15 protein-coding genes are annotated in these 17,489 nt (G+C 65.6%); 8 read left to right on the top strand and 7 right to left on the bottom strand.

What is annotated here, in order from left to right:
- The first annotated feature begins 195 nt into the window (after positions 1-195).
- Both ACFSC3_RS09115 and ACFSC3_RS09120 read left to right on the top strand, forming a co-directional pair.
- A complete protein-coding gene (locus tag ACFSC3_RS09115) occupies positions 196-651 on the top strand; it encodes a hypothetical protein (protein WP_380940092.1) in 456 nt (151 codons plus the stop codon).
- Positions 648-1,385, top strand: a complete 738-nt coding sequence (locus tag ACFSC3_RS09120) for a TorF family putative porin (RefSeq protein ID WP_380940093.1) — start codon at positions 648-650, stop codon at positions 1,383-1,385. The genes ACFSC3_RS09115 and ACFSC3_RS09120 overlap by 4 nt, the downstream gene beginning before the upstream one ends.
- Before the next feature lie 46 nt (positions 1,386-1,431).
- Here ACFSC3_RS09120 and ACFSC3_RS09125 read toward each other — a convergent pair whose 3' ends face one another.
- Positions 1,432-2,100: a YiaD family glycine zipper/OmpA-like lipoprotein gene (locus ACFSC3_RS09125; protein ID WP_380940094.1), complete on the bottom strand. Its 669-nt coding sequence runs from the start codon at positions 2,098-2,100 to the stop codon at positions 1,432-1,434.
- A gap of 132 nt (positions 2,101-2,232) precedes the next feature.
- Between ACFSC3_RS09125 and ACFSC3_RS09130 the strand changes: the two genes are divergently transcribed.
- Positions 2,233-3,537, top strand: coding sequence for a hemolysin family protein (locus ACFSC3_RS09130; RefSeq protein ID WP_380940095.1), 1,305 nt, complete (start codon positions 2,233-2,235; stop codon positions 3,535-3,537).
- A gap of 4 nt (positions 3,538-3,541) precedes the next feature.
- Here the strand turns inward: ACFSC3_RS09130 and ACFSC3_RS09135 are convergent, their stop codons facing one another.
- Genes ACFSC3_RS09135 through purD form a run of 3 tightly spaced genes read right to left on the bottom strand, consistent with a single transcriptional unit; the run spans position 3,542 to position 5,692 of the window.
- Positions 3,542-3,760: a PF20097 family protein gene (locus ACFSC3_RS09135; RefSeq protein WP_380940096.1), complete on the bottom strand. Its 219-nt coding sequence runs from the start codon at positions 3,758-3,760 to the stop codon at positions 3,542-3,544.
- Positions 3,757-4,380, bottom strand: coding sequence for a helix-hairpin-helix domain-containing protein (locus tag ACFSC3_RS09140; RefSeq protein ID WP_380940097.1), 624 nt, complete (start codon positions 4,378-4,380; stop codon positions 3,757-3,759). Before ACFSC3_RS09140 ends, ACFSC3_RS09135 begins: the two co-directional genes overlap by 4 nt.
- A gap of 40 nt (positions 4,381-4,420) precedes the next feature.
- Positions 4,421-5,692 (bottom strand): phosphoribosylamine--glycine ligase, encoded by a 1,272-nt coding sequence (gene purD / locus ACFSC3_RS09145; protein ID WP_380940098.1) that lies wholly within the window; start codon positions 5,690-5,692, stop codon positions 4,421-4,423.
- Here purD and xseA point away from each other — a divergent pair.
- The 3 genes from xseA to ACFSC3_RS09160 are packed head-to-tail and all read left to right on the top strand — an operon-like array spanning position 5,691 to position 8,119.
- Positions 5,691-7,079 (top strand): exodeoxyribonuclease VII large subunit, encoded by a 1,389-nt coding sequence (gene xseA / locus ACFSC3_RS09150; protein ID WP_380940099.1) that lies wholly within the window; start codon positions 5,691-5,693, stop codon positions 7,077-7,079. The genes purD and xseA overlap by 2 nt on opposite strands.
- 18 nt (positions 7,080-7,097) lie before the next feature.
- Entirely contained in the window at positions 7,098-7,298 is a 201-nt protein-coding gene (locus ACFSC3_RS09155) for a DUF2093 domain-containing protein (protein ID WP_380940100.1), read from the top strand.
- Positions 7,295-8,119: a M23 family metallopeptidase gene (locus ACFSC3_RS09160; protein WP_380940101.1), complete on the top strand. Its 825-nt coding sequence runs from the start codon at positions 7,295-7,297 to the stop codon at positions 8,117-8,119. Before ACFSC3_RS09155 ends, ACFSC3_RS09160 begins: the two co-directional genes overlap by 4 nt.
- Positions 8,120-8,128: 9 nt before the next feature.
- Here ACFSC3_RS09160 and ACFSC3_RS09165 read toward each other — a convergent pair whose 3' ends face one another.
- Positions 8,129-8,584: a hypothetical protein gene (locus ACFSC3_RS09165; RefSeq protein ID WP_380940102.1), complete on the bottom strand. Its 456-nt coding sequence runs from the start codon at positions 8,582-8,584 to the stop codon at positions 8,129-8,131.
- A 214-nt stretch (positions 8,585-8,798) separates the two neighbouring features.
- On the opposite strand from ACFSC3_RS09165, the gene ACFSC3_RS09170 reads away from it, so the two are divergent.
- Positions 8,799-11,774 carry a TonB-dependent receptor domain-containing protein gene (locus ACFSC3_RS09170; RefSeq protein ID WP_380940103.1) on the top strand — a complete coding sequence of 992 codons (2,976 nt, stop codon included), beginning with the start codon at positions 8,799-8,801 and terminating at the stop codon, positions 11,772-11,774.
- A 77-nt stretch (positions 11,775-11,851) separates the two neighbouring features.
- On the opposite strand, the gene clpB is transcribed toward ACFSC3_RS09170, so the two are convergent.
- The gene (clpB, locus tag ACFSC3_RS09175) at positions 11,852-14,431 is read right to left on the bottom strand and encodes an ATP-dependent chaperone ClpB (protein ID WP_380940104.1); all 2,580 of its coding nucleotides are present in this window, start codon (positions 14,429-14,431) and stop codon (positions 11,852-11,854) included.
- A 270-nt stretch (positions 14,432-14,701) separates the two neighbouring features.
- The gene (locus tag ACFSC3_RS09180) at positions 14,702-15,259 is read right to left on the bottom strand and encodes a helix-turn-helix domain-containing protein (protein ID WP_380940105.1); all 558 of its coding nucleotides are present in this window, start codon (positions 15,257-15,259) and stop codon (positions 14,702-14,704) included.
- A gap of 549 nt (positions 15,260-15,808) precedes the next feature.
- Here ACFSC3_RS09180 and ACFSC3_RS09185 point away from each other — a divergent pair.
- Positions 15,809-17,485, top strand: coding sequence for a Mu transposase C-terminal domain-containing protein (locus ACFSC3_RS09185; protein WP_380940106.1), 1,677 nt, complete (start codon positions 15,809-15,811; stop codon positions 17,483-17,485).
- Positions 17,486-17,489 lie beyond the last annotated feature (4 nt).

Raw genomic sequence — 17,489 nt, forward strand, 5'->3', positions numbered from 1 at the left:
TCCCCCGACCCTCTGTGAACGACCCGCTCCTTCCTGAAAGCTCTTACTCTTTGCGCCTTCGCGCCTTTGCGTGAACCAACCTTCTGCTCGACCATCCTGACCGGGAACGGGTTTGCCTCCGGCGCGTAGGTCTTGCATCCTCTCACCCGTCCACCCGCCGGAAGCGCGGGGGACGCCGCAAATGAAGGAGCAAACATGTTCGGAGGAATTATCGCCGCGCTGCTCACCGGAGCGGCCGCGGCCGGTGCCGTATCGGCCGACGTCGGCCACAGCCATAATGTGCGGATCGACCATCACCGTGGTCCGGTCGACGCCGAGTATCGCAGCAGCGTGACGATCACCCATCGCCAGATCGGTGCGGTGACACCGGGACGCGCGGGATCGACGCTGCGCTGTCTGTGGCGCGCTGACATGACGGTCGAGCGCGATGCGCGGCATGCCGCCGGTACGATGACGCGCACGATGACGCGCGACGGCGCGCTGACGGGCTCGCGCCCCGGCTGGTGCGATGGTGCCAAAGCTGCGATCGCCCGCGATGTGGCGATCCGCGGCACGGTCTTGCGCGATCATCTGGTCGCGATGGCCGAGCAGGATCGGGCGGTGCTGACCGCGGAAGTCGACCGCCTCCACGACACGGCACACGGCGCGTGAGGCGTTTCGGATTGTTGGCCGCCGGCGTCGCGAGTGTCCTCGCGGGCACTCCGGCGCTTGCCCAGTCGGTGCCGAGCGTCGGCGTCGAGGCTGCCACCGACGAAGTCCGCCGGGGCTTGAGCTGGAGCGACGGACGCGGCGCACTGTCGGCCGATATCGCGTCCGACATTGCCGGATTCGATGCCTCGGCGCGCGTGGTGACGACACGCGACTCGGCCCGACATGCCGGCGCGGATGCCGTCGTCGATCTGGACGTTGGGGGCGGCTTCGACCTCGGCGCGCTGCGGTTGCGCGCGTCGGTGACCGGGCATCTCTTCGCGGGATCGGCGATCGGTGCCGATTATGTCGAGTTGGGCGGGGCGGGCAGCTACACGCTCGGCCCCGTCACGCTGGATGCCGGCGCGAAGTACGCGCCCGGCCAGCGTTCGATCGGCGGCGACAACCTCTACCTCTATGCCACCGCCTCCGGTGCGATCATCGGCACGCCGCTGACCGCGACTGCTGGAATCGGGCGGACGAGCGGTAGTACCGACGATCCTGTCCGCGCCGCGCGGCTGCGGCCGGCAGGCGACTATACCGACTGGCGGCTGGGTCTGTCCTATGTGCTGCGGCCGGTGACGGTCTCGGTCGACTATGTCGCGACGAACATCGACGACCGGCGAATGGTGTCGCCCCTTGCCGATCCCGATCATGTGGGGGACCGGTTCGTGGGGCGGGTCAGGGTCGCGTTCTGAGCGGCGAATCGGGGGGAGGGGAGCGTGACGCTCCCCTCCGACGCTTCTACCCCTCGCGCGTCACGGGCACGATCTTGATCTCCACCCGCCGATTCGCCGCGCGGCCGTCTTCGGTCGCGTTGGAGGCGATCGGCTGGCTCTTGCCGAAGCCGCGCGTGCCGAGCCTGGCCGATTCGACGCCGCGCCCGGCCAGATAGTCGGCGACGGCGGTCGCCCGGCGCTCGGACAGGGTCTGGTTATACGCGTCGCTCCCGGTCGAATCGGTATGGCCGTACACATCGACATAGGTCTGGCGGTACTCGCGCAGCACATCGGCGACCTGGTCGAGCGTCGGGCGGAACTGCGGCGCGATGTCGGCGCGGTCGTAGCCGAAGGTGATGCCCGACGGCATGTTGAGTACCAGCTCGTCACCCTGGCGGATCACCTGCACGTCGGTGCCCGCCGTCCGCGCGCGCAGGTCACGTTCCTGTTTATCCATATAAGCACCAATACCCGCCCCGGCGAGCGCGCCGATGCCCGCGCCGACGATCTTCTCGGTCCGGTCGCGCCGTCCGCCGACCAGATCGCCGAGCAGATAGCCGCCCACCGCGCCGCCGATGCTGCCGATCCCGGCCTTGGAAATGCGGCGCTCGCCCGTCTCGGGATCGGTCACGCACGCGCTGGTCAATGTCATCGCGCTCAGCCCCGCGGCCAGCAGCAATTTCGATCGAAACATCTTATCCTCCTTTGCAAGTGGCGGCCCCAACCGCTCTTCGGCACTCTTGTTCCGCAAGCGAACTGAACCTCAGATGACATGATCGGTTGTGCTGGCGACGCATCCGCGGATAAGAGGGGTCAGAACACGTCCATGAACGCGCTTCCCCCCTTTCCCTGGATCGATGTCGTCATCATCCTCGCGCTCGTCGCGCTGAACGGTGTGTTCGCGATGAGCGAACTGGCGATCGTCTCGGCACGCAAGGCGCGGCTGGAGGCGATGGCCAAGGTCGGCAAGCGCGGCGCGACCGCAGCCATCCGCCTCGCCGCGGACCCGGGCAAGTTCCTGTCGACCGTCCAGATCGGCATCACGCTGATCGGCATCCTGGCCGGCGCCTATTCTGGCTCCAGCCTCGGCATGCCGACCGCCGCTCGCATCCAGGCGTTGGGCGTATCGCCGGAAACGGCGGAGACGATCGGTTTCGCCATCGTCATCGGCCTCACCACCTTCGCCTCGCTGATCGTCGGCGAGCTGGTGCCCAAGCAGTTCGCGTTGCGCAGTCCGGAGCCGATCGCGGCGCTCGTGGCGCTGCCGATGACCTATCTCGCGGTCGTTACCAAGCCGGTGGTGTGGCTGCTCGATTCGACCAGCGGTCTGATCTTCAAGCTGCTCGGCCTCAACCGCGAATCGGAAAATCAGGTGACCGCGGAGGAGCTGCACCTGATCGTCGCCGAGGCGTCGAAGTCGGGTGTGATCGAGGAGCATGAGCGCACGATCATCTCCGGCGTCGTACGGCTGGCCGACCGCCCGGTGCGCGAGGTCATGACGCCGCGGACCGCGGTCGAATGGCTGGACGCCGACCTGTCGGATGCGGACCTGCGCGCGCGCCTCGTCGAATCGCCGCATACCCGGCTGCCGGTCGCCGAAGGGTCGGTCGACGCGGTGATCGGCGTCGTCCAGGCGCGCGACATCGTCGAGGCGATGGTGCGCGGGCACAGGCTCGACGTGCGGGCGCTGATGAAGTCGGCGCCGGTGCTGCCCGATCAGCTCGACGCGATGGACGCGCTCGTCGTCCTGCGCCGTGCCGAAGTGCCGATGGGCCTGGTCCACGACGAGTACGGCCATTTCGAAGGTGTGGTGACGCCCGCCAACCTGCTCGCCGCGATCGCCGGCGAGTTCGTGTCGGATGTCGACGAAGGAACCGAGCGGATGGTCGTCGAGCGCGAGGACGGGTCGCTGCTCGTCTCCGGCGCGATGCCGGCCGATGCGCTGGCCGAGCGGCTGGGCTTCGACCTCGACGAAGACCGCGACTTCGCGACCGTGGCGGGGCTTGCACTCGCTATCCTCAAGCGACTGCCCGAAGAGGGCGAGACGTTCGACAGCCAGGGCTGGCGCTTCGAGATCGTCGACATGGACGGGCGCAAGATCGACAAGCTGCTGGTGTCGCGGGACGGATAAGTCGTCAGGTCGGGGCGTATTCCGCCAGGAAACCACAGGCCGGGCACCGCCACGTCTCGATCTCGATCTGCATCCGGCCGGTGGTCTTGACCCCGGCCCACAGGCTCGTCTCGGGCTCGCCCTCGATCCACTGCGCGACCTTGCGCGATCCATAGCCCTCGTCGACGACGAAACCGCGCTGCATCGTCGTGCGGCAGGCCAAACAATCGCGTGTCACCGTCATAGCCTGCCGAACGCCGCTTCAAACCCTGCGCGATCGTCGTTCGCGAGATAGCCCGCCTGTTCGATCCAGCGGTCCCGTGTCATGCGGCCCTGGAAGCTGCCGAGCTGGGCGTCGAGCGCTTCCGCCTCGTGCGCCGACAGCGCTGCGATCTCAGCATAGGTCGTGATGCCCAGATCGTTCAGCCGCGCGGCCAGCTTCGGGCCGACACCCTTCAGCCGGGTCAGGTCGTCGCCAGTGGTCGCCGGCGGCTCGGGCGGGGTCGCCAGGTCTGCCGCGACCGTAGCCGGCGCCGGATCGAACGGCGCGGCGGTCGCGACGACGGGCGTGTCGTCACCGGCCAGCGGCGGGGACGGGGCGACGGCGTGCGGGGCAGGCGTGGGCGTGGCGACGGCGATTGGCTCGGTTTCCGGGGCTGGCGGCGGTGTCTCGTCCAGCGCCGTCGTGCGCGGCGCGCTCGTGACGGCGGGCGCGTCGTCTGCGCGATCGACGATCTGCGTCTCGACCGCCTTGCGCCGGCGCTTCAACTTCGCGCCGTGGGCGATGACGATGATCGCCAGCACCACGCCGATCGCGATCAGGATCAGGTTCGTCGTCGTCAGCCAGCTTGCGTCGCTTGTCATCGTGATCCCTCTGTTCGGTATCGTTCCGGTCTAACGCAGCTCAGCGCGTTTCGCCGCCTTCACGCGCCACCTCGCGCCAGCCGATGTCGCGGCGCGCGAAGCCGGTCGGGAAGTCGATCGCGTCGACTGCGCGGTAGGCTGCGGCCTGAGCCTCGGCGACGGTCGGGGCGCAGGCGGTGACGGCCAGCACGCGGCCCCCCGCGGCGACCAATGCGCCGTCACGCGCGGCGGTGCCGGCCTGGAAGACGATGGCGCCGTCCGCCTCCGCCGCCGCAATGCCGTCGATCGTCCCGCCCGCCGCCGGCGTCCCCGGATAGCCGTTCGCTGCCATCACCACCGTCAGCGCGACATCGTCCCGCCACCCGGCCGACACCCGGTCGAGCGTCCCCTTGTCGGTCGCGATCATCAACTCCAGCAGGTCGCCGTCCAGTCGCGGCATCAGCACTTCGCATTCGGGATCGCCGAAGCGCGCATTATATTCGATCAGCTTCGGCCCGTCCGCGGTCAGCATCAGCCCGGCATAGAGCACGCCCTGGAACGGATGCCCGACCCGCGCCATCGCCGCGACGGTCGGCCGGACGATCTCCTCGATCGCCCTGGCCTCCAGTTCGGGCGTCAGGACCCGCGCCGGCGAATAGGCGCCCATGCCGCCGGTGTTCGGTCCGGTATCGCCGTCGCCGACGCGCTTGTGGTCCTGCGCCGAACCGAAGGGTAGCAGGTGCGTGCCGTCGGTCAGCACGAACAGGCTTGCCTCCTCACCCTCAAGGAACTCCTCGATGACGGCTTCGGCGCCGCTCGCTCGGAACAGGTCGACCAGCGCGGCATCCGCTTCGTCCGCGGTGGTGGCGATGGTGACCCCCTTCCCCGCGGCGAGGCCATCGGCCTTGATGACGACCGGTAGCCCGAATTCCGCGATCACCGCGCGTGCGCCGTCGAGCGCGCGGACGCGTTCGTAGCGCGCGGTCGGGATATTCTCGCGCGCGCACAGGTCCTTGGTGAAGCCCTTCGACCCCTCCAACTGTGCGGCGACCTTTCCGGGGCCGAACACGCCGACTCCCATCGCGCGCAGATTGTCGGCCAGTCCGGCGACCAAGGGCGCTTCCGGCCCGATCACCACGAAGCCGATGTGCTTCGACCGGCAGAAGTCGACGAGCCCCCTGTGGTCGGCCAGGCTCAGGTCGACGCATTCGGCGTGTTGCGCTATTCCCGGATTGCCGGGTGCGGCATAAAGCCGAGTCAGGCCGGGCGACTGTACGAGCTTCCAGGCGAGCGCGTGCTCCCGGCCACCCGATCCCAACAGCAGGACATTCATGGCCGATCCCTTCCTCGACGACGCAGCAACCGGCCGGCTGGTAGCCGAGGCGGCGCCGGGCAGCAACGCGCCCGATATGTCGGTCAGCGAGCTTTCGGCACGGCTCAAGCGAACCGTCGAGGGCGCGTTCGGCCATGTCCGCATCCGTGGCGAGATTTCGGGCTGGAAACGCGCCGCTTCCGGCCATTGCTATCTCGCGTTGAAGGACGACGCGGCCGTCATCGACGGCATCATCTGGCGGGGGGCCGCCTCCGCGCTGCCGTTCCAGCCTGCCGATGGCGTGGAGGTGATCGCGACCGGCAAGCTCACCACCTACCCCGGTCGATCGAAATACCAGATCGTCATCGAGCGGATGGAACTGGCCGGCGAAGGCGCGCTGATGGCCCTGCTGGAGAAGCTGAAGGCGAAGCTGGGCGGCGAAGGGCTGTTCGACGCGAGCGCCAAGAAGGCGCTGCCGTTCCTGCCCAGGGTCATCGGCGTCGTCACGTCGCCCACGGGCGCCGTCATTCGCGACATCCTGCATCGGTTGGAGGATCGCTGCCCGACCCATGTCCTGGTCTGGCCGGTCAAGGTGCAGGGGCCGGGGTCGGCCGACGAAGTGGCGGCGGCTGTCCGCGGCTTCGACGCGATCCAGCCCGGCGGGCCGGTGCCGCGGCCCGATCTTGTCATCGTCGCGCGCGGTGGTGGCTCGATCGAGGATCTGTGGTCGTTCAACGAGGAAGTCGTCGTCCGCGCGGTCGCCGGTTGCTCGATCCCGATCATCTCCGCGGTGGGGCACGAGACGGATACCTCGCTGTGCGACCATGCCGCCGATCTGCGCGCGCCCACTCCCACCGCCGCCGCCGAGATCGCGGTGCCGGTGAAGGCCGACCTCATCCACACGCTCAAGACCTATGGCCTGCGCACCGAACGCTGCGCGCGCCGCTATCACGAGCGCGGCGGTGAGCGGCTGGCGGCGCTGGTCCGTGTCCTGCCGCGGCGCGATGCGATCCTGGGGCCGCAGCGGCAGAAGCTCGACGATCTCGCCGGGCGGCTCGGTCTTTCGCTCGAACGTCGCCTCGGTGCTGCGCGTCGCGAGCTCGATCGCTCGGCTGGCGCGCTGCGCCCGTCGATCCTCGATGCGCGTCTGGCGCGGGCGCGGGACCGGGCGAGCGATCTCGGCCGGCTGCTCGAAAGCGTGAATCCCGAAAAACCGCTGGAGCGCGGCTATGCCTGGGTCGCCGCGCGACCGGCGGGCGAGGTCGTCGGCACCGCCGAGGCGGCGCGTGCGGCCGGCGCAATGACGTTGCATTTCCGCGACGGGACCGTCGACGTGCGGCTTGAGCGCGGGGCGCCCAAGGCCCATGTCGCGGCGACACCCGCTCCGACCCAACCCGACCTGTTCTAAATCGAAGGCCACGCCATCATGTTGATGTCCAAATCCGATCGCGCCGCAAAGCTCCACTATATGGCCAACGGCTTCCGCGTGCTCAGCACCGGCGACCATGTCGTCTGCGCCGTGTCGGGCGTGCGCATTCCGATCGAGGAACTGCGCTATTGGGACGTGGCGCGGCAACAGCCCTATGCGACCGCCGAGATCGCCAGCGAGGCGCTCGGCCCGCAATGACGGTGCTGCTGGCGGCGGTGCTGGCGGCAGCGCCGGTGGTACAGGCCCCGAACGCAACGCCGTTCGCGCTCGACGCCGCGCCGATCCAGGGCGGGATCGCCCGCGGAACCGCACCCGCCGGCACCGTTACGCTGATGCTCGGTCCGACCCCGGTTCCGGTCGGGCCTGACGGTCGCTTCCTGATTGCGTTCGATCGCGATGCCGCGCCGGCGGCCGACCTCGTCGCGACGCTCGCCGATGGTCGCACCGTCCGCCAGACGCTCACCGTCGCGCCCCGCGCGTGGCGGATAGAGCGGCTCGACACGCTGGCGCGCGGCACCGCGCCGACCGAAGAATTCACCCGCCGCCGCGCCCCCGAACTCGCCCGCATCGCCGCCGCCCGCGCGGTCGAGCGCGCGTCCGACGGCTGGCGCCAACGCTTCGTCTGGCCCGCGACCGGCCGTATCTCGGGCCTGTTCGGCAGCCAGCGCATCTACCGGGGCGAACCCGGCGCCTACCACGGCGGCGTCGACGTCGCCCGCCCCACCGGCACGCCGGTCGTCGCGCCGGCAGACGGCGTCGTCGCCCTCGCCGCCGACGCGCCCTTCACGCTGGAGGGCAATCTGCTGATGATCGACCACGGCATGGGGCTCGTCAGCGCCTTCCTCCACCTCAGCCGCATCGACGTGAAGCCCGGCGACGTCGTGCGGCAGGGTCAGGTCGTCGGCGCGATCGGCGCCACCGGCCGCGCGACGGGACCACACCTGCATTGGGGCATGACGTGGCGGGGGAACCGGATCGACCCGTTGCTGGCGGCGGGGGCGATGGGGGTGGGTGGGTGAGACGGGCGTTCAACGTCGGCGCTGAATACGTGCTTCTCGCCCGCCGGCGATCGACCCCATGAAGCTGCCGAGGGCAGCACTTCGGATTTGGATGGCGTCACCCACCTTGGGGAGTGTCGGTATTTCGGAGCTGAAGGCCCAAACGCCATTCTCTCCCAGATCTACAACGTAATAGCCGTTCGAAGACGTTCCGACTGATCGGATAACGCCATCGACGCGGTCGACTTTCGGCGCCTTGGGCGTCTTTTCCCGTTTTGACGATCGTATGGCCGGTAGGCCGAACCGCGCCTTTACGCCCGCTTCGGACATTTGGACGGGTTCGTCCCCCGATCGTCCGGCGGCCGCATCGTAGCAAGCGAGCCGGGCCATCGCATCGGCGACCGTCACGCACGAACTCAAGGTGTTAGGCGTGGCTTGTGAAACATTCTGTAGGGCCATCATCGCGATCGGAAGCAGGACGGGCATTCTAGACCTCCATTCTTATCGCGCGATAAACGTGTCCGGCGAGCGGCCGCATAAAAATCCTAATGTTGCAGAATGACAACATTAGCCAGCAAAGCAACATGCCTCAGGCGTGCCATGCATTGCGGGCAAGGTGCTCACTGGTACAGAAGGGGCACAGGGTGGGTGAGACAAAATTCCCTATTTTGTCGGTTCATACTAAAAAGGGTTTGAGTTTATGAAGAAGGCAATCACTCGGCGGCTGCTCGGCACGACGTTGTTCGTCGGCAGCGCGCTGATCGCCACGAGTGCGTTCGCGCAGACAACGACTCCGCCGACGCCGGTCCAGGAAGAGGGTCGGAGCACGGATCCGAATGCGCCCGCGCCGCAGTCTACCGGGGACGTCATCGTGACGGGCTCGCGCATCGCTTCGCCGAACATCACCTCGGTCGCGCCGATCCAGTCGACCACCGTCGAGCAGATCACCGATTCGGGCATCACCAACATCCAGGAACTGCTGCTCGAGAATCCCGCATTTGGCGCGCCTTCCTTATCGCGCACCAACACTGCGTTTCTGACGTCGGGTACGGGTGTTGCATCGGTCGACCTGCGTAACCTTGGCACTTCGCGTACGTTGGTCCTCATCAACGGCCGTCGCGTCGTCTCCGGCGTTGCTGGTTCGGCGACCGTTGATCTCAACGTCATTCCGCAGGCCTTCATCCAGCAGATCGATACGCTGACCGGTGGTTCGTCGTCGCTGTACGGTTCGGACGCCGTCGCCGGTGTCGTGAACATCATCTACAAAGACAATTTTCAGGGCATCGAAGCCAACGCGCAGTACGGCATCACCCAGCGAGGTGACACGCCGAACTATCAGGCGAACATTACCGCCGGCGGCAATTTCGCCGACGACCGCGGCAACATGATGATCCACTTCGGCTATTCGAACGAAGGTCAGCTACTGTCGCGTGAGCGCAAGAACACCCAGGTTGACGATCTAGATACGTTCTGGGGTGTGACCGGAGATCCGAAGGATTACGGCATTCCATCGGAAAACCGTTTTTCGGGCTTCGCACCGCAGGGGCGCTTTACCGCCGGTGGTCGTAATTTCACATACAGCCCGTCGGGTGTGTTACAGGAAGGTTTCTCGTCGTCGGTCAACGGCTTCAACCGCCAGAACTTCCGCACGATCGCCGTGCCGGTCGAGCGTTACCTGTTCGCGGCGCGTGGTCGTTACGACATCAGCGACAACGTCCGCCTGATCACCGAAGGTACGTACAACAGCACGCGCGCGGCGCGTGAGATCGAGCCGTTCCCGCTCGCCTCGAACGGCGTCGGTGGCATCTTCCCGGGTGTCGGCGGTGCGGTTCCGCTCCAGACCAACGTCAACGGCGTGCTCGTTCGCAACCCGTTCGTTCCGGATGCGATCTTCAACGCGGCGACCGACACCAATGGCGACGGCATCCGCGACATCCAGTTCGCCCGCCGCATCAACGAATTCGGCACCCGTAACGGCAGCACCACGCGCGACTTCTATCGCTTCGTCGTCGGCCTCGAAGGCAATGTCTTCAACGACTTCCGCTGGGACGTCAGCTACAATTTTGGCCGCACCACCGAAACCCAGCAGTCGAACGGTCAGGTCAACGTCCTGAACTTCCGGAACGCGCTGAGCGCAATCACGGATTCGACAGGTGCGATCGTCTGCGCCGATGCTAATGCTCGGGCCCAGGGCTGCGTTCCCATTAACATCTATGGTGCCGGCAGCATTTCGCCGGCGGCGGTCCGCTACATCGCGGCCGACCAGACGCTGCAGACCCGTATCACCCAGCAGCAGTTGCAAGCGAACCTGTCGGGTACGCTCGTCGATCTGCCGGCCGGTGGTCTTGGCGTTGCCGTGGGTGCCGAATATCGCCGCGAAAGCAGCAACGAGAACAACGACGCGCTGACCAATGCTGGTCTGAACGCCGGTAACGCGTTGCCTGACACCTTCGGCGCGTTCGACGTCAAGGAAGTGTATGGCGAAATCAACGTTCCGCTGCTCGCCGACACTACGCTGTTCCAGCAGCTGAACCTGCGCGCTGCAGGCCGTATTTCCGATTATTCGACTGTGGGTACGATCTACACGTGGAATGTCGGTGGCGACTGGGCGCCGGTCAACGGTCTACGTTTGCGCAGCACTTACGCCCGCTCGGTTCGTGCTCCGAACATCGGTGAGCTGTTCCAAGGACCGGCGCAGACCTTTCCGACCGGGATCATCGATCCCTGCATCGGCGTGACGGCTACCACCGCAGGCACGCTGGCGGCGAATTGCCGTGCGGCGCCGGGCGTTGCAGCCAATATCGCTGCCAACGGTCGCTTCGTCGCGACGCAGCTCGACACGCAGGGTATCAGCGGCTTCAACAGCGGCAACCCGAACCTGCGCGAAGAGAAATCGCGGTCGTTTACGGCGGGCGCCGTGCTGACGGCGGGCGAATTTGGCCTTGGTGGCCTGTTCTCGCGTCTCAGCCTGTCGGTCGATTACTTCAACATCAAGATCGACAATACCATCACGGCTGCTCCGCGCGCATTCACGCTTACACAGTGCTATGAACAAAATAGTGCGGCGTCGTGCGCGCTCATCACACGTCGTCCGACCGCAACGGCGAACAATAGCGCCGGCTCGATCGAGTTCATCAACGCGCCGGGTATCAACGGTGGCGAGCTGTTCACCGATGGTATCGACGCGGTTCTCAACTGGAGCACGCCGGTTAGCTTCGTAGGCGGCGGCACCATCGGTACGCGGGTCAGCTATACTCACCTGTTCCGTGGCTATCAGGTCCCGCTGCCGGGTGCGGATCGCGACAACTTCGCCGGTGAAATCGGTGGAGCGAAGGATCGCTTTACCGCATCGGCGTTCGTTTCGAACAATGACTTCCGCCTGAACTTCACCGGGACGTTCATCGGCAAGTCGTACGAGGACGATCTGTCGCTGGCAGGCTATGATGTTGGCCGGTTCGATGTGTCGGTTCCGTCGCGTTTCTACCTCGATACGCAGCTGACGATTCGCGCCGGCCGCACGTTCGAGTTCTACGTCGGTGCGGACAACGTGCTCGACACGCGTGCGCCGAACATCCTGTCGGGTTCGCCGTTCAACGTGACTGGTACGGACACCGCCGCGGGCGTCTATGACGTGTTCGGTCGCCGTTTCTACTCGGGCGCGCGTCTGCGCTTCTAATCGCAGCATACGTCCAAAATGATGCGGGGCGGGTTTTTACGAACCCGCCCCGTTTTTTTGGGGTCTGTGAGAGCGGGTCAGCTCACGCTAAGCGCCAGTTTCCCATCGCCCTCGTCGACCCGCACGGTCGCCCCATCCTTCACCTCACCGCGCAGGATCAGGTCGGCGAGCGGGTCTTGCAGGTAGCGCTGGACCGCGCGCTTTAGCGGGCGGGCGCCATAGACGGGGTCGTAGCCGACGCGACCGAGCCATGCCTTCGCCGCATCCGACAGGTCCACCGTTACCTTGCGGTCGGCCAGCAGTTTGCCGAGCCGGCCAACCTGGATATCGACGATCGGGGCCATGTGGTCGGCGGCCAGGCGGTGGAAGAGGATGATCTCGTCCAGCCGGTTGAGGAATTCCGGGCGGAAGTGGCCGCGGACGATCTCCATGACCTGCGGTTCGACGCTCGCCACATCCTCGCCGTCGCCCAGGTTCGCCAGATACTGGCTGCCAAGGTTGGACGTCAGGATGATCAGCGTGTTCGAAAAGTCGACCGTGCGGCCCTGGCCATCGGTCAGCCGCCCGTCGTCGAGCACCTGGAGCAGCACGTTGAAAATGTCGGCATGCGCCTTCTCGACCTCGTCGAACAGCACGACCTGGTACGGCCGGCGGCGGACGGCTTCGGTCAGCACGCCGCCTTCCTCATAGCCGACATAGCCCGGAGGCGCGCCGATCAGGCGGGCGACGGCGTGCTTCTCCATGAACTCGCTCATGTCGATGCGCACCATTGCGGATGCGTCGTCGAACAGGAACTCGGCCAGCGCCTTGGTCAGTTCGGTCTTGCCGACACCGGTCGGCCCGAGGAACAGGAACGAGCCCAGCGGCCGGTTCGGGTCCTGTAGCCCCGCGCGGCTGCGACGGACGGCAGTGGAGACGGCGCGCACCGCATCGGACTGACCGATCACGCGCTTGCCGATCACCTCTTCCATCTTCAGCAGCTTCTCGCGCTCGCCGGTCAGCATCCGTTCGACCGGGATGCCGGTCCAGCGGCCGACCACGCCGGCGATATCGTCGGCGGTGACTTCCTCGCGCAGCATCGCGGCACCCGTCTGGGCCTGGGCCTCGTCGAGCTGCTTCTGGAGGGCGGGGAGGGTGCCGTAGCTGAGCTCCGACATCTTCGCGAGGTCGCCCGATCGCTGCGCCTGTTCGAGCTCCAGCTTGGCCGCCTCGATCGTCTCCTTCAGCTTGGCTTCGGACGCGATCTTGTCCTTCTCCCCCTGCCAGCGGGTAGTCAGCTCGGCCGACTGCTGCTCCAGATTCGCGAGGTCGCTCTCCAGCGTCGTCAGACGGTCCTTCGATGCCTGATCGCTCTCGCGCTTCAACGCCTCGCGCTCGATCTTCAGCTGGATGATGCGCCGGTCGAGAGTCTCGATCTCCTCGGGCTTCGACTCTACTTCCATGCGGATGCGGCTCGCCGCCTCGTCCATTAGGTCGATCGCCTTGTCGGGCAGGAAGCGGTCGGTGATGTAGCGGTTGCTGAGCGTCGCCGCCGCCACGATCGCGCCGTCGGTGATGCGTACGCCGTGATGAAGCTCGTACTTCTCCTTCAGCCCGCGCAGGATGCTGATTGTGTCCTCGACGGTCGGTTCGTCGGCAAACACCGGCTGGAACCGCCGCTGGAGCGCGGGGTCCTTCTCGACATACTTGCGATATTCGTCGAGCGTGGTCGCACCGATGCAATGAAGCTCACCGCGAGCAAGCGCGGGCTTCAACAGGTTCGACGCGTCCATCGCGCCATCGGTTTTCCCGGCGCCGACCAGCGTGTGCATCTCGTCGATGAACAGGATGATGTCGCCTTCGCCGGCCTTCACCTCGTCGAGCACGCCCTTCAGCCGCTCTTCGAACTCGCCACGGTATTTGGCACCCGCGATCAGGCTGCCCATGTCGAGCGCCATCAGCGTGCGGTCCTTGAGCGTATCCGGCACGTCGCCGTTGGCGATGCGCAGCGCGAGGCCTTCGGCGATCGCGGTTTTGCCGACGCCGGGTTCGCCGATGAGGACGGGGTTGTTCTTTGTGCGGCGCGCGAGGATCTGGATCGTGCGCCGAATTTCCTCGTCGCGGCCGATGACGGGGTCGAGCTTGCCGTCACGCGCCGCCTGGGTCAGGTCGCGAGCGAACTTCTTCAGCGCGTCGTAGCGATCCTCGGCGCCCGCAGTGTCAGCCGTACGGCCGCCGCGCATCTGGACGATCGCGGCGTTGAGCTTGTCGGCCGACGCACCCGCGGCTTGCAGCGCCTTGCCCGCGGCGGTGTGGAGACTGAGCGCGAGGGCGACCAGCAGCCGTTCGACGGTGACATAGCTGTCACCGGCCTTCTGCGCGATCTGCTCGGCCTGATCGAGCACGCGGACGGAATCATTGTTCAGGCCCGGCGTCTGTTGCGCACCGCCACCCGACACGACCGGCACCTTGGCCAGCGCCAGATCGGTTTCGGCGACCGCCTTCTTGGCGTCGCCGCCTGCGGCTTGGATCAGGCCGGCGGCCATGCCCTGTTCGTCTTCCAGCAGCGCCTTCAACAGATGCTCGGGCGCGATCTGCTGGTGCGACATTCGGATCGCGACGGTCTGCGCGGATTGCAGGAAGCCCTTCGCGCGGTCGGTGAATTTCTCGAGGTTCATATCATCCCCTGTTCGTTACGCCGACGAAGATGGTGTGACTTTTGGGCAACACAAGGGGCGGGCCACAAATCCACCGTTCGCTGGAGCGAGACTCAGAGATTGGCGCTAAGGTCGGTTCCCCTGATCCAGCGTCAGACGCGAACAAACCGCAGAAATCTGCGATAATGAGATAGCTTGTTGCCAATCTCTAATGCGCAAGACCTTACCAATAGAAAGTGACGCGAATCTGGGATTTTTCGCCGCTGAAAATGTGATTGGTAAGGTCATTGGTCAGGTTCGCCTGGCACGACGCTCGGCGTCGATTTCAAGGGTCAGCATGTCCGACATCGATGTCGATGAAACCCGATCAAGCACGCCATTTAAAAACTTCTCGTCCTCAATAAGCAGCATTGCCAGTTCATGGGTGCTTAGGTTGTGCGTCGTTTCCAACGACTCCATTTGACGTGCAATCTCCGCCACGATCGCATTGAGATTATAGGATATCGCAGCGTACGGAACATACCGGCCCGGCAACGCACCTTTGGTCTGGAACCGCGCAAACCAAAGTTCCGGAAGCCGTAGAGCAATGGTGCGCGCTGCAAGCGACCGTGAGAATCCATTACCATCTGGATCAGATGCCGCCTTCTCAAACTGGAGGATGGCAGCCTCCGGAATCGCGTCACGCTTCCGCCAATTTGACACGGTGCTTTGGGCCGCACCCATGAAGCGGGCCAGCTCCTGATCGGTCCGGACGCCCGCCCGTCGCTTCATCTCTGCAAGCAATGACGCAGTGTCGCCCGACCATTCAGTCAGCGCTTGCCCCGTTTGATATTCTGAGATATCCCGCATTATCAAATGGCATGAAAGGCGGGTAACTCGTGGCGCTTCAAGTCAGTCTACTCCCTCAAGTTCGAGCGGGCTTCATCCTTCAAGGTACTACCATGACAGGATGGTGCCGAGCGAATGGTATCGACCCGGCCTATGCCCACCATGTTGTGACTGGCAAGACTAATGGACCCGGCGCGCGACGGCTTCGCAATCGCCTTGTTCAAGCCAGTATCGGCTCGGCGATCTAAATTGAAACAGGTCTACCTTTCGATCCCTGAGTTCGCAGCGCTCGCCGATATAACCCGACAGTCGGCATACGAAGGCGTAAGCCGAGCGGCCAAGGGCGGACTGTGGAAAGGGCTGCCACTGCAAGTGCGAGAGGTTTTCGGTGCCCGTGGCGGTCGCTCGGGTGCGCGATATGAAGTCGCGCTAAGCAGCCTCTCAGAGGAGCTTCAGAACCGATTTAGAGGCACCGATAAAACGGCAATCGTTGCCGTTGAACCCTCTCCCGCCGGTTGCGGATATCGTCCAGCGCCGAACCAATCCGCGCGGATCGAATACCGCTTCCGTGTGATCCAGGAGGCGATTGAGGCGCCCGCCGGCACCGCGGAGCGCAAGGCCGAAGTCCGTCGTGCGGCGAAGAAATGGCGCGAGCCGGAACGTACGATCTACAACTGGATCAAGCGGCTGGAAGATGCCGGCGGCGACATGAATGCGCTGGCGCGGAAGCTGCCGAGCGATGCCGGCCAACGCCGCGCCTGGGTGTCTCGCCAATTCGACGCTGCATGGGTCGAATGCGGGTTCGATCCGGCGGAGCTGCCGGCGATTGGCTCGGAAGTCGATCATTTGCTTTGCCGCGCATGGGCGTCCCCGGCGCAACGGGCTGGATGGGAACAGGTGCGCCGCGTCGCTCTGACGCTATTTCGTCGCGATCTCGGCGAACGCGGCATCCAGTTACCCGACGCGGCTATCCGGATCTCGCAGCGCCGTGTCATGCAGTTCCAGGCCGATCGCCGCCTGGACGTACGCGAGAACGACCGGAAGCGCTGGGACGACACGAAGCCGCGCATCCGTCGCGACGCCACTGGCCTATCGCCGATGGAAATCGTCGTGATGGACGTGAAGCCGCTCGACTGCATCGTTCGCCGCGCGGACGGCACAACGTCTTGGCCAAAGCTTATTGCGTTCATGGATTGGGGGACGCACCGCGTCTTTCGCCACTATGCCCTACTCGCGCAAGGCGAAGGCGTCCGACAGGAGCACGTCATCGACGCCTTCAAGGCGATGGTGTCACACCGTGATTGGGGCTTTCCCCGTCAGCTCTACCGCGACAACGGTACTGAATTCGCCGTTTTCGACAAGATCAGGTCCGCCCTCGAACTTATCAACACGCCTGGTGCGCGTACGATCGTCAACGCCAAGCCCTATTCCGGCGCGTCGAAGCCGATCGAGAGCAAGTTCGCGACGCTGGACCGCTTCGTTTTCTCGCAAATGCGGGGATGGGCCGGCGGCGACCGCATGAACAAGAAAACGCAGACGGTTGGAAAGCCGCCCGCTCCCTACCCCGGCAGTTTCAGTGACTTCGTGGCGGAAGCCGAAGCCCGGATCGTCCAGTTCGAATCCTACCCAATCAAGACGGGCTTTTTCGCCGGCCGGTCGCCTGCCGACTGGTATTCGGCGAAGCTGGCGAACGGGTGGCGTCCGGTCCGCGTCGACACGTTCGCGCTGGAGGCTGCGTTCGCCAAGCGGACTGACCGCCGCGTCGTCAAGGGCGCGATATCGCTCAACGGAGCGGCTTGGCGGCACCCCGAGCTGGCGCGCTTTAACGGCCAATCGGTCGAGATCGCGATGCCATACCAACGCGATGCCGCACCGCTCATCAACCTGCCGGACCTTGGCTGGGCCGCGCTGCTGGAAGACATGCCGTTCCTGCCGGGACAAATTTTGGGCGCGATTGGTTCTTCTCGCGAACAGCGCGATGTCGAACGCGCCGCCGGCCGGCGCCGTCGCGAACTCCGCCCGATCGCGCCAACCGAAACGCTGTCTCCGAACGTCGTGCCGCTGCCCGGTCGCGCGTCGGCCGCGCCGCTGATCGACCTCGGCATGTCGATCGAAGCGAAGCAATTCGCCGGAGCACGTCTCGAATCAATCGACCGCGCGTCCAACGAAATGGACGAGGCCGCGCGCCGCCGGGCTCGCCGGGATCAAATCACCCGCAATTTGCTGAGGGAACAGGCCAATGGATAACCCG

This window comes from Sphingomonas floccifaciens (genome assembly GCF_042681125.1).
Classification (GTDB): domain Bacteria; phylum Pseudomonadota; class Alphaproteobacteria; order Sphingomonadales; family Sphingomonadaceae; genus Sphingomonas; species Sphingomonas floccifaciens.

Coding starts and splice junctions, on each gene's coding strand:
- ACFSC3_RS09155 (WP_380940100.1), top strand. CDS start 7,098: ATGTTGATGTCCAAATCCGATCGCGCCGCAAAGCTCCACTATATGGCC.
- ACFSC3_RS09115 (WP_380940092.1), top strand. CDS start 196: ATGTTCGGAGGAATTATCGCCGCGCTGCTCACCGGAGCGGCCGCGGCC.
- ACFSC3_RS09125 (WP_380940094.1), bottom strand. CDS start 2,100: ATGTTTCGATCGAAATTGCTGCTGGCCGCGGGGCTGAGCGCGATGACA.
- ACFSC3_RS09130 (WP_380940095.1), top strand. CDS start 2,233: ATGAACGCGCTTCCCCCCTTTCCCTGGATCGATGTCGTCATCATCCTC.
- ACFSC3_RS09135 (WP_380940096.1), bottom strand. CDS start 3,760: ATGACGGTGACACGCGATTGTTTGGCCTGCCGCACGACGATGCAGCGC.
- ACFSC3_RS09140 (WP_380940097.1), bottom strand. CDS start 4,380: ATGACAAGCGACGCAAGCTGGCTGACGACGACGAACCTGATCCTGATC.
- ACFSC3_RS09180 (WP_380940105.1), bottom strand. CDS start 15,259: ATGCGGGATATCTCAGAATATCAAACGGGGCAAGCGCTGACTGAATGG.
- ACFSC3_RS09165 (WP_380940102.1), bottom strand. CDS start 8,584: ATGCCCGTCCTGCTTCCGATCGCGATGATGGCCCTACAGAATGTTTCA.
- clpB (WP_380940104.1), bottom strand. CDS start 14,431: ATGAACCTCGAGAAATTCACCGACCGCGCGAAGGGCTTCCTGCAATCC.
- ACFSC3_RS09160 (WP_380940101.1), top strand. CDS start 7,295: ATGACGGTGCTGCTGGCGGCGGTGCTGGCGGCAGCGCCGGTGGTACAG.
- ACFSC3_RS09170 (WP_380940103.1), top strand. CDS start 8,799: ATGAAGAAGGCAATCACTCGGCGGCTGCTCGGCACGACGTTGTTCGTC.
- purD (WP_380940098.1), bottom strand. CDS start 5,692: ATGAATGTCCTGCTGTTGGGATCGGGTGGCCGGGAGCACGCGCTCGCC.
- xseA (WP_380940099.1), top strand. CDS start 5,691: ATGGCCGATCCCTTCCTCGACGACGCAGCAACCGGCCGGCTGGTAGCC.